This is a genomic window from Dawidia soli, assembly GCF_018598185.1.
Classification (GTDB): domain Bacteria; phylum Bacteroidota; class Bacteroidia; order Cytophagales; family Cyclobacteriaceae; genus Ohtaekwangia; species Ohtaekwangia soli.
Window position 1 is genome coordinate 1 of the sequence record NZ_JAHESC010000021.1, and the last position, 13,205, is coordinate 13,205.

17 protein-coding genes are annotated in these 13,205 nt (G+C 56.0%); 11 read left to right on the forward strand and 6 right to left on the reverse strand.

All coding sequences use genetic code 11. The features are described 5' to 3' along the window. A partial coding sequence (locus KK078_RS15045) for an alpha/beta fold hydrolase (RefSeq protein WP_254091113.1) occupies positions 1-648 on the reverse strand: 648 nt, incomplete at its 3' end. A 180-nt stretch (positions 649-828) separates the two neighbouring features. Here KK078_RS15045 and KK078_RS15050 point away from each other — a divergent pair. After that, on the forward strand, positions 829-1,287 hold the full coding sequence (locus KK078_RS15050; protein WP_254091114.1) for a hypothetical protein: 459 nt from the start codon (positions 829-831) through the stop codon (positions 1,285-1,287). A gap of 184 nt (positions 1,288-1,471) precedes the next feature. On the opposite strand, the gene KK078_RS15055 is transcribed toward KK078_RS15050, so the two are convergent. Next, positions 1,472-2,254: an FkbM family methyltransferase gene (locus KK078_RS15055; protein ID WP_254091115.1), complete on the reverse strand. Its 783-nt coding sequence runs from the start codon at positions 2,252-2,254 to the stop codon at positions 1,472-1,474. 191 nt (positions 2,255-2,445) lie between these two features. On the opposite strand from KK078_RS15055, the gene KK078_RS30670 reads away from it, so the two are divergent. Further along, positions 2,446-3,576, forward strand: coding sequence for a glycosyltransferase (locus KK078_RS30670; RefSeq protein WP_254091116.1), 1,131 nt, complete (start codon positions 2,446-2,448; stop codon positions 3,574-3,576). A 43-nt stretch (positions 3,577-3,619) separates the two neighbouring features. Here the strand turns inward: KK078_RS30670 and ruvC are convergent, their stop codons facing one another. Next, on the reverse strand, positions 3,620-4,171 hold the full coding sequence (gene ruvC / locus KK078_RS15065; RefSeq protein WP_254091216.1) for a crossover junction endodeoxyribonuclease RuvC: 552 nt from the start codon (positions 4,169-4,171) through the stop codon (positions 3,620-3,622). Positions 4,172-4,271: 100 nt separating this feature from the next. On the opposite strand from ruvC, the gene KK078_RS15070 reads away from it, so the two are divergent. The 8 genes from KK078_RS15070 (at position 4,272) to KK078_RS15105 (ending at position 10,771) form a co-directional block, all read left to right on the forward strand. Beyond that, on the forward strand, positions 4,272-5,372 hold the full coding sequence (locus tag KK078_RS15070) for a glycosyltransferase (protein WP_254091117.1): 1,101 nt from the start codon (positions 4,272-4,274) through the stop codon (positions 5,370-5,372). Between the two features lie 54 nt (positions 5,373-5,426). Continuing rightward, entirely contained in the window at positions 5,427-6,653 is a 1,227-nt protein-coding gene (locus KK078_RS15075) for a GAF domain-containing SpoIIE family protein phosphatase (protein ID WP_254091118.1), read from the forward strand. A 2-nt stretch (positions 6,654-6,655) separates the two neighbouring features. After that, a complete protein-coding gene (locus KK078_RS15080; protein WP_254091119.1) occupies positions 6,656-7,288 on the forward strand; it encodes a polysaccharide deacetylase family protein in 633 nt (210 codons plus the stop codon). Then, positions 7,285-8,367, forward strand: a complete 1,083-nt coding sequence (locus KK078_RS15085) for a glycosyltransferase (RefSeq protein ID WP_254091120.1) — start codon at positions 7,285-7,287, stop codon at positions 8,365-8,367. The genes KK078_RS15080 and KK078_RS15085 overlap by 4 nt, the downstream gene beginning before the upstream one ends. Continuing rightward, positions 8,364-8,720 (forward strand): diacylglycerol kinase family protein, encoded by a 357-nt coding sequence (locus KK078_RS15090; RefSeq protein ID WP_254091121.1) that lies wholly within the window; start codon positions 8,364-8,366, stop codon positions 8,718-8,720. The genes KK078_RS15085 and KK078_RS15090 overlap by 4 nt, the downstream gene beginning before the upstream one ends. Before the next feature lie 119 nt (positions 8,721-8,839). Next, positions 8,840-9,319 carry a response regulator gene (locus tag KK078_RS15095; RefSeq protein ID WP_254091122.1) on the forward strand — a complete coding sequence of 160 codons (480 nt, stop codon included), beginning with the start codon at positions 8,840-8,842 and terminating at the stop codon, positions 9,317-9,319. Between the two features lie 75 nt (positions 9,320-9,394). Continuing rightward, the gene (locus KK078_RS15100; protein WP_254091123.1) at positions 9,395-9,826 is read left to right on the forward strand and encodes an SRPBCC family protein; all 432 of its coding nucleotides are present in this window, start codon (positions 9,395-9,397) and stop codon (positions 9,824-9,826) included. A gap of 156 nt (positions 9,827-9,982) precedes the next feature. Continuing rightward, complete coding sequence (locus tag KK078_RS15105) at positions 9,983-10,771, forward strand: alpha/beta hydrolase (protein WP_254091124.1); 789 nt, start codon at positions 9,983-9,985, stop codon at positions 10,769-10,771. 57 nt (positions 10,772-10,828) lie between these two features. On the opposite strand, the gene KK078_RS15110 is transcribed toward KK078_RS15105, so the two are convergent. Further along, a complete protein-coding gene (locus tag KK078_RS15110) occupies positions 10,829-11,188 on the reverse strand; it encodes a nuclear transport factor 2 family protein (RefSeq protein ID WP_254091125.1) in 360 nt (119 codons plus the stop codon). 82 nt (positions 11,189-11,270) lie between these two features. Next, a complete protein-coding gene (gene pyrE, locus KK078_RS15115) occupies positions 11,271-11,930 on the reverse strand; it encodes an orotate phosphoribosyltransferase (protein WP_254091126.1) in 660 nt (219 codons plus the stop codon). A gap of 101 nt (positions 11,931-12,031) precedes the next feature. Between pyrE and KK078_RS15120 the strand changes: the two genes are divergently transcribed. Next, complete coding sequence (locus tag KK078_RS15120) at positions 12,032-12,721, forward strand: NUDIX hydrolase (RefSeq protein ID WP_254091127.1); 690 nt, start codon at positions 12,032-12,034, stop codon at positions 12,719-12,721. Between the two features lie 25 nt (positions 12,722-12,746). On the opposite strand, the gene coaD is transcribed toward KK078_RS15120, so the two are convergent. Continuing rightward, positions 12,747-13,205 (reverse strand): pantetheine-phosphate adenylyltransferase, encoded by a 459-nt coding sequence (coaD, locus tag KK078_RS15125; protein WP_254091128.1) that lies wholly within the window; start codon positions 13,203-13,205, stop codon positions 12,747-12,749.

A 13,205-nucleotide genomic window follows, 5' to 3' on the forward strand; every position in this document is an offset into this window, starting at 1 on the left:
GCCCACCAGGATCAACACCGGGCAGGTGACGGAGGGCAGCACGTGGCAGGTGTCCTTGCGGCCGGCCAGGGCCATGAGGGTCTTGGTGACGTTGTCGTCAGACCCGCGGGCGATGGTGTGCCGGATGTGGTCGACGGCTTCCGGTCTGTCGATATGGGATGCCGGGGCGAAGAGGTTTTTAACGGACTCTTCGGCATACGGTGCCAGACCTTTCTCGCGTATAGCGTCGATGGCTTTCTTGCGTTTCTCACGGGCGGCGTCGGTATCGGCAAAACACTGTGTGTCGCTCAGGATCAGCGCGGCAAAACGTTCGGGGGCTTTTTCGATGGCGTGCAGGGCTATATATCCGCCCATGGACAATCCACACACCACGGCCTGGGGTATACGCAGAGCGTCGAGGAAGAGTATAAAATCGTTGGCGAACTGGGAGATCGTAAACTCGGCCGTGCCGGCGCCGGAGCTGCCATGGCCCCGTACGTCGTAGGCGATCACGCGGTAGGATTCTTTAAGGGTTTCAAGCTGGGGTTCCCACATGTGCTTGTCGAAGGGGAAGCCGTGCAGGAATACCACGGGCAGGTCGCTGTGCCCCTCGTCAAAATAGCTTACTTTATTTCCATTGATTTCGGTCTCTTTGGCAGTGAAGGGCATATCGTTTCAGGGGTTTAGATGCGTTACCGGGACTAAAAATAGGTAAAAAACTGTGCCTTCTGTCTGCCGGAAGTGTGGTACAGTATAGCATTTTGGCCGAAATGTCGAAATTCCCCGGAGCTTTTGCATTCTGGCCCGTACTTGGCTTTACATCCTCGCAGAAACAAAAACACGACGATCATGAAAAAGTATGCAATGACATTTGTATGGTTGCTGGCCTGTACACTGGTGTTCGCCCAACATGGTGGCGACCGCAAAGACAAAGGACAGAAAGGCCCCCGCGACCCGAAAGCTGCCGCGGCCAAACACGCTGACAAGCTGAAGGCCGACCTGACGCTGAACGATACACAGTATACAAAAGTGAAGGCCATCTACGAACAATACGAGCAGGATCAGGCCACTCTGCGTCGCGACACCTCGTTAACCAAAGGCCAGGAACACACCAAAATGAAGAAGCTACGCGATGACCGCGATGCAAACCTGAAAGGTGCCCTGACAGCCGAGCAGTGGACAAAATGGGAAGCACTCAAGCAGGAGAAAAAAGATGCGAAGGAGGCCAGAAAAGATGGAAAGAAGGGAAAAGACGGAAAGGAAGGCAAGGGCGGTAAGGACGGTGCCGCGAAGGATAAGAAAGAGTAATGCTTGCTTTGTGCTTGAATGGTTTTGCAGGGCTTGCGTTGGCAAGCCCTTTTTTCTTTTTGGCTGGCGCTTCAGGGGTGGGATCGTATTGGAATAACTTTGGGATGGCTTATCCCTGGCTCAAGTATGGCTTTGGTATGGCTGAATATCGCTATAAGGTCGCTATAAGGTCACTGTAAGGTCGCTATATTGTCGCTGTAAGGTGGGCTTTTTGGGTGCTGGGCGTAGCTCTTACGGGAGATTCATTGATAAACAGGAGGTTATCGCCCTGGATGGTGAGGGAGAAGTCGTAGTCCAGGAGGGCTTTGAAAACGGCGTGGGAACAGCCGTGCTTCATGCGGTCGTGCAGCTCGATGATGAGGCAGCGGGTGTAGGGCAGCCAGGTGTCATAGTTTTCGCTGAAGACCTCTTTTTCGCTGCCTTCGATGTCGAGCTTGAGGATGTCGATCTGGGTGATGTTGTGGGCTTGGAGCAGGTCGGAGAGGGATTGGGCCTCCAGCACGGTGCCGGTGGCGTTCTTTTCGATCATGAAGCCGCGGTCGCCATAGCCTTTGTCCACGACGTGGATCTGCTCTTTTTTATGCCAGATCGCGCTCTTTACGGGCGTGATCCGGGGGTAGGGGCGCACGTTGTCGGACAGGACGGCGAAGTTGTTCTCGTCGGGCTCTACGCTGATGATGCGGGCGTTGGGATAGCGGTTGGCAAAGAAGATGCTGGTCAGGCCGATGTTGGCGCCGCCGTCGATGATGACCTGGGGCTGCAGCGTTTTGGGGAGCGGCAGATCGTACAGGCGACGCAGAAAGATCTCGCGAAAGGAGATGCCGTCGGCGCGCTGCGGGCGCAGCCGGAAGGGATGTTTAATGCCCGGCAGCGAGACGCTGCGGGTCATGCGGGTCCGGACCTTCCAGTAGATGATAAGGCCGCGCCAGCCGAAGGCTGTGAGGCAGTTGATCAGTAATCCGAACATAACGTCGTTGTTTTTATCGGCCACTCTAAACGCGCGTGCGGAATGTTGCACCCGTATTTTTACTTTTGCCGGAAACCGGTGCTGCAGGGTTTGCCTGGCTGCTTTGGCTGGAACAAAGAAAAGCATTTTGTAGCCCATTCGTAAACTTAGGCGGCATTATCATAACCCTAATACGGTCAAACGTAAACTTTGTGAAGAGCAGATCGGCTGAACAGGAAAAAAGACCCATCGTGATGCTGGCCAACGGCCATCCTCCTTTTGATACCCGGATCTTTATAAAAGAAGCGCGGTCGCTGGTGCAGGCCGGCTACACCGTGTCGATGATCCTGCCGCACACGCAGGACACCGAAAAAGACGGCGTGCACCTGTATGCGGTAAAGCCGCTCGGAGGTGGATTCGATAAGCTCTTTGTCAGCCCGTGGCGCATCCTGGGCAAAGCCCTGAAGCAACCTGCCCGGTCGGTGTTCTGTATCCACGACTCCGACATCCTGGGGGTGGGACTGATCCTTAAATTGTTCGGGCGCAAGGTGGTATACGATGCGCACGAAGATACTCCACTGCAGATCAGCTATCAGCATTGGTTGCCCCGCTGGCTGCGCGGGCCGTATGCGATGTTCTATTACCTGCTCGAGAAGATCTGCGGCTGGTCGTTCGATGCGATCATCGTAGCAGAGCCGGTCATTGCGCAATACTTTCCGAAACGTAAGACTTACCTGGTGCGCAACTTTCCCCTGGCGCATGCTTTTCGTACGCATGTGCCGGTGCCCTATGCTACCCGGCCCCAGGCATTAACGTCGGTAGGTACGCTGAGCAAGGTGCGGGGGCTGATCGAGATGCTGGAGGGCGCGCGGCTCGCAGCACCGCGTGCATCGTTCGAGTTTGTGCTGGGCGGTAAGTTTGCCCCGGCGTCGTTGCAGGAAGAGGTGCTGAAGAAGTATACGGTACGCTTTCTGGAGTGGCTCTCGTTTGATGCGATGGTAGAGGTGTTGTTCGCTTCGCGCGTCGGGATCATCATTCCCAATCCTATCGAACGCTATAAAACGAACTATCCGGTAAAGATGTTTGAGTTCATGGCGGCGGGCTTGCCGGTGATCGCGTCGTCGGCAGGAGAGTCCGCGGCGTTTATCAAAGAAGCTGACGCGGGTATCCTCGTCGATCCGCTCAATGTGCAGGAAGTGGCGGATGCCATTGTCTGGCTGTTCACGCATCCGGCAGAAGCCGAGGCGATGGGGCAACGCGGTCAGGCGCTGATCTTCAACAAATATCATTGGGAGAAGGAGAACGAGACGTTGCTGACGGTATACCGCAGCATTCCCGCGTAGGCATAGCCCTGGCGTTACACTATGCGAAGCGGCCGGCCTGAGATCAGGCAGGCTTGATTCGGTCGGGGTTCTCTTTTAGAAAGGACTCCCAGGAGCTGGCGGCACGGCGTGGTTTTGTCTGGGGGCGTTGGGCCGAGGCGCTTCCGGCGGTGAGCTCGGCTTTGCCGGCTTGAAAATGATGGCATACCGCGACGGCCAGCGCATCGGTGGCGTCCAGCAGTTTGGGGAGTTCCTGGATGGCAAACAGGCTCATGAGCATTTTAGCGACTTGCTCTTTGGACGCATTACCGTTGCCGGTCACCGATTGTTTGATCTTGCGGGGTGCATATTCGGCAATGGGAATGGACCGCGACAACGCGGCGGCCATCGCAACGCCCTGCGCACGGCCGAGCTTGAGCATGGACTGCACGTTCTTGCCGAAGAAGGGGGCCTCGAGGGCGACCTCGTCGGGGTTGTATTCGTCGATGAGGCCCGACACGCGCTCGAAGATCTTCTGGAGCTTGAGGGCGTGGTCGTTGTATTTGCTCAGGTGGATGACGCCGAACTGGATGAGCTCGACTTTGGGGCGGCGCACGGCGACCAGGCCATATCCCATAACGGTAGTGCCGGGGTCGACACCCAAAATGACCTTGTCGGTGATAATATTTCCCACGGGAGCAAGATAGGCAGCATCTGGAAATTATTGAAATTGCATCATGGTTTACCTACTGGCATTCCTCGCGGGAAGCTATGTCAGCTTTATCCTGGGGCTCAGCCTCGGGTGGCGGCGGCTGTTTTCGATCCCTCCGGGTCCCGACCGGCCGCGGATGCACCGGGTGTCGGTGGTCATTGCCGCCCGCAACGAGCAGGGCTGCCTGGAAATGCTGCTGCAGGACCTGACCCGCCAGACGGCCACGAACTTTGAGGTGATTGTGGTCGACGATCATTCCGACGATGCCACGGCCGCCATTGCCGACAGTGTGGCGCAGGCCGACAGCCGCTTCCGGTGCATTCCGGCGGCGGGAGAGGGGAAGAAGTCGGCCCTGACGACCGGCATTCTGCATGCCACGGGCAGCATCATTGTGACCACCGATGCCGACTGTCGGGTGCAGCCGGGCTGGTTGCAGACGCTGACGGCGCGCTTTGCCGACTCGCATACACAACTGGTGTTTGGCGGTGTAGCCATACAGGCCGATACTTTTTTTGCCACCCTGCAGTCGCTGGAGTTCCTGAGCCTGATCGGTTCGGCGGGGGCGGCCATGGCGCTGGGCTTCCCGTTGATGTGCAACGGCGCCAACCTCGCCTTTCGCAAGAACGCCTTTCAGGAGGTGGGTGGCTATGCCGACAACGTTCACGTGGCTTCGGGCGACGACGAATTCCTGTTGCGCAAGATTGCGGCACAATATCCCGGAGCGCTTTACTTTGTTACTCATCCTCAATCAGTTGTAACTACGCGGGCAGCGCGGACGCTCGGCGCATTTGCGCGTCAGCGGTTGCGGTGGGCAAGCAAGTGGCGGCACAACACGTCGGTGTATACGGTGCTGGTCGCGCTGTATGTATGGATCATTCAGGTGGCGACGTGTATCAGCCTGGTGTTGGCGCTGGCCGGTGGAACGCTGCAAGGTATTGCCGCTATCTTTCTGGCAGGCAAGGCGCTGGCGGATGCATGGTTCCTCTGGCCGGTAGCCCGGTTCGTGGGAGTACGTTGGCACTGGCCGGCGTTTTTATTGTTGCAGGTATTGTATCCCTTGTATGTGATGGCCACAGGCTTGCTGTCGAACGTCCTACCGAACAACTGGAAGGGCAGAAAGATGTAAAGTTTTTACAGGCATTGCTGAAGGGATTTTTTACCTTTACCTGTACAACACGTTATGGAGGAACTCGAGATACGGAAGCAATTTGAGATCAAGGAGCTGGAGCTGAATGCTTTGCTCGAGATTACGCAGGCCATCAACAGCAACCTGCCCGAAGAATCGCTTTACAAGATCTACAACTTCACCCTCCGGTCGAACCTCAACATCACCAAGCTGGCATTGTTCGTGTTCGACGAAGACTGGCAATGCAAGGCCCACTTCGGTACCAAACATCCCTATCACAAGATCAAGCTGTTGCCGGAGTTCAAGACCATTCAGGACATTACGCACCTGCGTGAGTTCGAGAAATGCGAGTTTACCGAGTTCGATATCATCGTGCCCGTGGCGCACAAGACCACAACGCTTGCGCTGGTGTTTGTGGGCGGCCTGGATCAGTACGACGTGCGGTATGAAAGCGAAGACGGCATCCGGTTTATCCAGGCGCTGAGCAATATCATTATCGTGGCCATCGAAAATAAAAAGCTGGCCCGTAAACAACTCGAGCAGGAAGCCCTGCGCAAGGAGCTGGAGATCGCACGAGACGTGCAGCAGTTCCTGTTCCCCAAGAAGCTGCCCAACACCGACCTGTTGAAAGTAGAAGCGAGCTATTTGCCGCACGACCGCATCGGTGGTGACTACTACGACTACATCCCCATGAACAAGAACCAGTTCCTGATCTGCGTGGCGGATGTGAGCGGGAAGGGGATTCCGGCGGCGTTGATGATGTCGAACTTTCAGGCATCGCTGCGTACACTGGTGCGGCAGACGCCCAACCTGACCGACATCGTGGAGGCGCTCAACTACCAGGTACTGGAAAGCACCAAGGGTGAAAGATTCATCACGTTCTTTGCCGCGATCTATGACATCCGGCTCAAGACGATGGTGTATGTCAACGCCGGGCACAACCCGCCGATCCTGTGGGATCGTCAGCATGGCATTCGCCTGCTGGAAGACGGGTCGACGGTGCTGGGCGCCATGCACCCGCTTCCCTTCCTGAACGAAGGGTTCCTGACCGACATCGACGACTTCCTGATCTTCTGCTATACCGACGGCCTGACCGAGACGACCAACGAAGCGGGTCGCGAGTTCGGCGTCGATACGCTGCTGAAATATTTTCAGAGCGATCATACCTACACGCGTGATCTCAAGAAGATCCACGAAGACATTATCGTAGCGCTGGACGAGTTTAAGGGTAATAAAGGATACCACGACGACATCACGATCCTGTCGTGCCGCGTGGGGTAGTCATGATACACCGCACACCGTTTATCCTGCCGATGTTATACCCCTCGCTGGAGTGGCGTGTGCCCACGGCGACAAAAGAGATATACCTCACCTTTGACGACGGCCCCGTGCCCGGCCCTACTGAGTTTGTGCTGGAGACGCTGGCGGCGGCCCGGGCCCGGGCTACATTCTTTTGCATTGGCGACAATGTTCGCCGTCATACATCGGTCTATGAACGCCTGGTCACGGCGGGACATGCCGTAGGCAATCATACCTTCAATCATCTGAACGGTTGGAAAACGCCCACCGATCGCTACCTGCAGAACATACAGGCTTGCGCGGAGGCTATTGCAGCGCCCGCGGATACACAACCCGCGCGGCGTTTGTTCCGGCCGCCCTACGGCCGCATTACCCGCAGCCAGATCCAGCACCTGCGCGATTATCGCATCATTATGTGGGATGTCCTGTCGGTGGACTATGACAAGTCGCTGCCTGCGGAGCGCTGCCTGCGCAATACATTGCGGGCGGTTCGCCCGGGCTCGATCGTGGTCTTTCACGATAGCCTGAAGGCTGAAAAGAACATGACGTATGCGTTGCCACGTGTGCTGGAACAACTGGCGGGAGAGGGTTATCGCTTTAAATCGTTGCACGAATGAAGCGTGTGCTGGTGGCTCCGCTGGATTGGGGGCTGGGGCATGCCACACGTTGTATTCCCATCCTCCGGGCGCTGCAGGCCAGGGGTTGTACCATATTGCTGGCGGGCAGCGGCGATTCGCTGCAGTTGTTGCGGCAGGAATTTCCTTCTTTATTTTATGCGGTGCTGCCGGCGTACCAGCCGCGCTATCCTGCGAAAGGCGCTTCGATGGTGTGGGCCATGGCACGGCAGCTTCCGAAGTTTTTAACGGTGATACGTCGCGAGCACGTTGCGCTGGAACGCCTCGTGCGCGAGCAATCGGTAGACCTGGTCATTGCCGACAACCGGTATGGATGCTGGTCGGCTTCGGTGCCTTGCATCTTTATTACGCATCAGTGTAACATTCTCATGCCGCGCCGTTTCGGTTGGCTTGCGTCGATGGTCGCGCGGATGAACCGGCGCAGCATGAAACGTTTTACACGCTGCTGGTTGCCCGATTATCCCGGCGAGGCAAGCCTGGCGGGGAAGCTAGCAGCATGTGGTGAACATACGCCGGGCGGCACGCATCGCTATATCGGCGCGCTGTCGCGATTGTCACCCGCGATGCCCCGGCAAAAACGATACGACTTGCTGTGCGTATTCTCGGGCCCGGAGCCGCAGCGTACGTTGCTGGAGCAGGCGGTCACCGCGCAGGTGAACCGCAGTGTGCTACGTGTACTGATTGTACGCGGGCTGCCGGGTGGAAGGACGGTGGCGCCGCTCGAAACGCGGGCGGAGGTGGTCGACTTCCTGGCCAGCGATGCTTTACAAGAGGCCCTGGAGGCGTCGCGCTGTGTGTTGGCGCGGAGTGGTTTTAGTACGGTGATGGACCTGGCACATGTGGGCGGGAATGCTATTTTTGTTCCCACACCCGGCCAGACGGAACAGGAATATCTGGCGGCCCGGTTGATGGAAAAGAAGATCGCCTACAGCACCGCGCAGCAAGACTTTGACCTGGAGATTGCCTGGCAGCACGTGCCGCTGTATACGGGTTTCACACCGGCCGCCGGTGCGCAGGATACATGGCTGCACCCGGCGATCGATGAAGCACTGACATTATGAAGACCTTCTTACAAAGTGTACAGTATGCGCTGCAAGGACTGCGGGCAGCCTTTGACGGCCGTAACTTCCGCATTCAGCTCGGCCTGGCGTCGCTGGTGCTGGCAGCGGGCTTTTATTTTTCGATTACGCGCCTGGAGTGGTGTGTGTTATTGTTCAACATGGCGCTTGTATTGAGTTTGGAGATCGTCAATTCATCCCTCGAAAACTTAGTAGATCTCGTAACGCGTGAGCGGCATCCGCTGGCGGGTAAGGTAAAGGACCTGGCGGCGGGAGCGGTGATCGTCGCATCGGGCTTGGCCATCGTGATGGGGGTGATCGTTTTCTGGCCGTATATAGCGGCGGGGTTGCGCTAACCGCTGCGGCGGGCAAGCTCTGTCCCAAAGATTACCCATTTTGGGCGTGCGTGCTGTGTCTTTTGATCGTTTGACCGGATGGCAGGGTATTTATCAATGTTACGCCGGCGAAAATGATTATGCGCGAACGAAACCTCTCTGTAACAACCTCACCGGCCCTCTATCCGGAGCCGGCCGGCAAGAGCCGGAAAACAAAGATCCTGATTGCCGACGACGACCAGGATATGCTCTCGATCTTATGCAAGGTCTTGCAGGACAAAGGGTATGAAGTGCTGGGGCTGCCCAGCGCCACGGCCATTATCGACGGTCTGCACGAAGAACCCGATCTTTTTATACTCGATAAAACGATGGATGTCATCGACGGCATTGCCGTGAGCAAATACCTGCGGTTGAAGTCGGGCGGGCGGCGGATACCGATCATCATGATCTCGGGCAGTGACAGTCAGGCGCGCGCGAAGGCCGCGGGGGTGGATTGCTACCTGGAAAAACCCGTCGATATAGGCCGGCTACTGGCCGCCATACAACACCACACCGGCGACACGCAGTCCATTGCCATCGATCGTAATGCCCTGCCGGACAGCGCGCGTCTGTGCGGATAAGGGTGGGGTATTTGCGTAACTGAATAGTTTCCTATATATTCGGGTCACGATCGAAGAACAAAACCATCGTGCCTTATGGAAACCGCACAACCCTTTGTGATCGAGCGTACGTATAACGCTCCGGTCGAAAAAGTCTGGAAGGCCATTACCGACAAGGATCAGATGAAGGAATGGTATTTCGACTTAGACGAGTTCAAGCCCGTAGTAGGGTTTGAGTTCACCTTTGCCGGCAAGGGCCATAAAGGTGAGCAGTATATTCATCGCTGCAAGATCCTGGAAGTGATTCCGCAGAAGAAGCTGATGCATACGTGGACGTACGAGAACCACCCGGGGTACTCGACGGTCACGTTCGAGCTTTTTCCAGAGGGTGGCCGGACGCGCGTGAAGTTGACACATGCGGGCCTCGAAACATTTCCCCAAACCAACCCGGACTTTGCCAAAGAAAGCTTTGCCGGTGGATGGACGGAGCTTATCGGCAAGCTGCTGCAGCAATACGTGGAGAAATAGCGAGCGGATACGATACCGGATATATACGGTATCGGTATCGTTGTCAACGATTGAATAAAAAGAATTATGCACCGGTGATCTTGCTGTCGGTATAGCCTGTAGGAAAGAAAGGGATTAACTGCTTACATTTAGCAGAACCTAGCAAACCTACGTGTTATGAATTTTGCTCACGCCAGAACCGTTGTTTTTATCACCGGTGCTTTTGTCTCTCATTTCGGATGGGACCCCTGGAAAGATCACTTTGAAAGCAAGGGCTTTATGTGCCTGGCCCCACCGTGGCCTTTTAAAGATGCTTCGCCCGATGAGCTGCGGCAGCGACATCCACACGATCTCGAGCTGGCAACGCTGACGCTGGGCGAAGTGATCGATCACTATGCCGCGATTGTGCAGAGCTTACAGGAAAGACCGATCGTGATCGGCCATTCGCTGGGCGGTCTGATCACGCAGGTGATCGTCAACCGGGGGCTCGCCGCGGCGGGCGTCGCGATACACTCCGTGCCTCCCTTCGGTGTGATCCCGTATGCGCTCTCTTTTTTGCGTGCGGGGTGGAAGGCGCTCGGGCTGTTCACGTCGTTGCGCGAGACGTACTTCATGTCATTCAAGGATTGGCAGTATGCTTTTGTCAACGGCATGCCGCTGGCCGGGCAACAGCAGGCGTATCAGCAGAACGTTATTCCCGAGTCGAAAACGGTGGTTCGCGGCGGGTTGACGCGCGTGGCAAAAGTAGATTTTGAAAAGCCGCATGCACCGTTGTTGCTCACGTCGGGTTCGGAGGATAGGATCATACCGGCACGTCTCAACTACCGCAACTTCAAACGCTATCCGCAAAACGGGTCGGTGACGGAGTATAAAGAATTTACGGGACGCAATCACTTTGTGTTAGGACAGTCTACCTGGAAGGAGGATGCGGATTATATTCTGGAATGGCTCGCGCGGCTGCGATAAAACAGAAGCGCTTCCCGATCTGCGGAAGGGGGAAGCGCTTCTTGTTCCATGAAGAAACTATACAAAGAATTCTTCGGATACGATCTTTCCATCCTTCACCTGGTACACGCACAATTCAGGGGTGGTCATGCGCGGCTGGTTTTTCATGGTGACATCCATCGCCAGGGTAAAGGCAATGGTGTTGCCCGCGATGAGTGGCTCAGAGACATCGATCTTGTGCATCTGGTCGACCATGCCATCAAACTTTTTGCCCTTCTCCTGGATGGCTTTCAGGCCGACCGTTTCCTGGTCAAAAGCAGGTGTGGCATAAGGCTCGATGCTTTTGGCATTGTTGGCGTATAGCTCTTTGTGGGCGCTGTCCCAATCGCCTTTCCGACAGTAGTCGACGAGGCGTTTTGCGATTTCCTGTGTTTCCATGATACTTGATTTTCGGGTTTAATTCCGAAGGTCAAATAACATGCCCGGGGTGACAACCGTGTGTCAGCAGCCTTTGTAGTTTTCAGGAAATGGCGCGCCAGTTGGCGGGGTCTACGCGCCAGGCCTTCAGGGAGATGAGCTGGTCGGCGGAGATGAGATCGTGGGAGGAGGCATAGGTGATCAGGCTACTGTAGTCGCTGAGGCTGACCAGTGGCACATTGGCATCCTGGAAGTTGCGTACGGCCACTTCAAACCCGTAGGTGAAGATGGACACCATACCCAGTACCTCAAAGCCGGCATCGCGGAGGGCTTGTACGGCTTTGAGCGAGCTGCCGCCGGTGGAGATCAGGTCTTCGATCACGACGACACGTTGGCCTTTGACCACTTTCCCTTCAATGAGATTTTCCATGCCGTGGTCTTTGGGTTTGGGACGCACATACACGAATGGCAGTTGCAGCACATCGGCCACGAGGGCACCTTGCGGCACGCCGGCGGTGGCTACCCCGGCTACGGATTCGGCGCCGGGAAAGTTGGCACGGATGGCCTGTACAAGGCCGTCGCGGATGGCGGTGCGGATGGCCGGAAAGGAGAGCGACAGACGGTTGTCACAATAGATCGGCGATTTCCACCCCGATGCCCAGGTAAAGGGTTTTTCGGTGTTGAGCTTAATGGCCTGGATTTCCAGCAGCATAGACGCTACCGAAGCGGCGGTCTGCTCTTGTACGAGTGTGGTCGATGGCATGGGCGCGAAGGTACGGCCAAAAATCTTTTCCGCAACCGCTTGTCTCCTTACGAATATTTTATTCTTTTGCGCTGAATGGAAGGTGTAAAAAGGAAACGGCCATGATCATTTTTATTAACGACATTCCCGTCAGAATACTCAAAAACGACGAAATGCCGGATGCCGGCCGGATCAACTCCATTGTCGATGCTGCCGCCAAACCCCTGGCGCAAGCCGACCTGATCCACCATGTATGGATCAAGAACGTGACCGACCGCGACTTTGACGCGATCATCGGCTTTCTCGACTCCAAGGTCCCGACCAACGTGCTTTCGCTGGTCCTTTCGGTGACCGACTATCCGGGCATCAAGGATTACCTGCGCAGCCGCTTTAAAGTGGTAAAAGCCGCCGGGGGGCTGATCCGGAAAAAAGAGAAGTTCCTGATGATCTACCGCACGAAAAAGTGGGATCTGCCGAAGGGCAAAAAGGAAAAAGGAGAACGCAACCGCACGACGGCCGTGCGCGAAGTGGAGGAGGAGTGCAACGTATCGGTGAAGCTCGGCTCCAAGATCTGCACCACGTGGCATACGTATACCATGAACAAGAACGCTTACCTGAAAAAGACGCGTTGGTTCGTCATGGACATCGTCGACGACTCGCGTATGCGCCCGGCCATGGATGAGGATATCGAGGAAGTGCGCTGGATGAACAGCAAGGAAGTATACCATGCGCTGGAGCATTCGTATAAATCCATCCGCTACGTTTTTGAACAATACTATGCCTCGCTCGAGGTAAAATCGGCGCCCCGGTGATCTGCGGGGCGACAGCAGAACAGAATTATAATTTATAGGGAAGGAACTGCGATACATCGCCGCCGTACTTGTGTACTTCGCGGATGATGGAAGAGCTGATCCATGCCAGCTGCGGCGTGGTGATGAGGAACACCGATTCAAGCTCTTCATACAGCTTGCGGTTCACCTGCGAAATGCTGTTTTCGTATTCGAAGTCCGTGGTGTTGCGCAGGCCGCGCAGCAGGAAACGCGCGCCGTGCTTGCGTGCGAGCTCGGCCGTCAGCTCGGAGTATGTCAGTACCTTGATATTCGAATGGTGCCGGAACGCCTCGTCGATGCAGGCGATCATTTTTTCGATCGGGAAATACCGGTTGCTCTTCTGGCTGTTGTAGCCGATGGCGATGATGATCTCATCGAACATTTGCAGACCGCGAAGGACAATGTCTTCGTGACCTTTGGTAAAGGGATCGAAAGAGCCCGGGAAAAGCGCAATACGTTTGCTCAT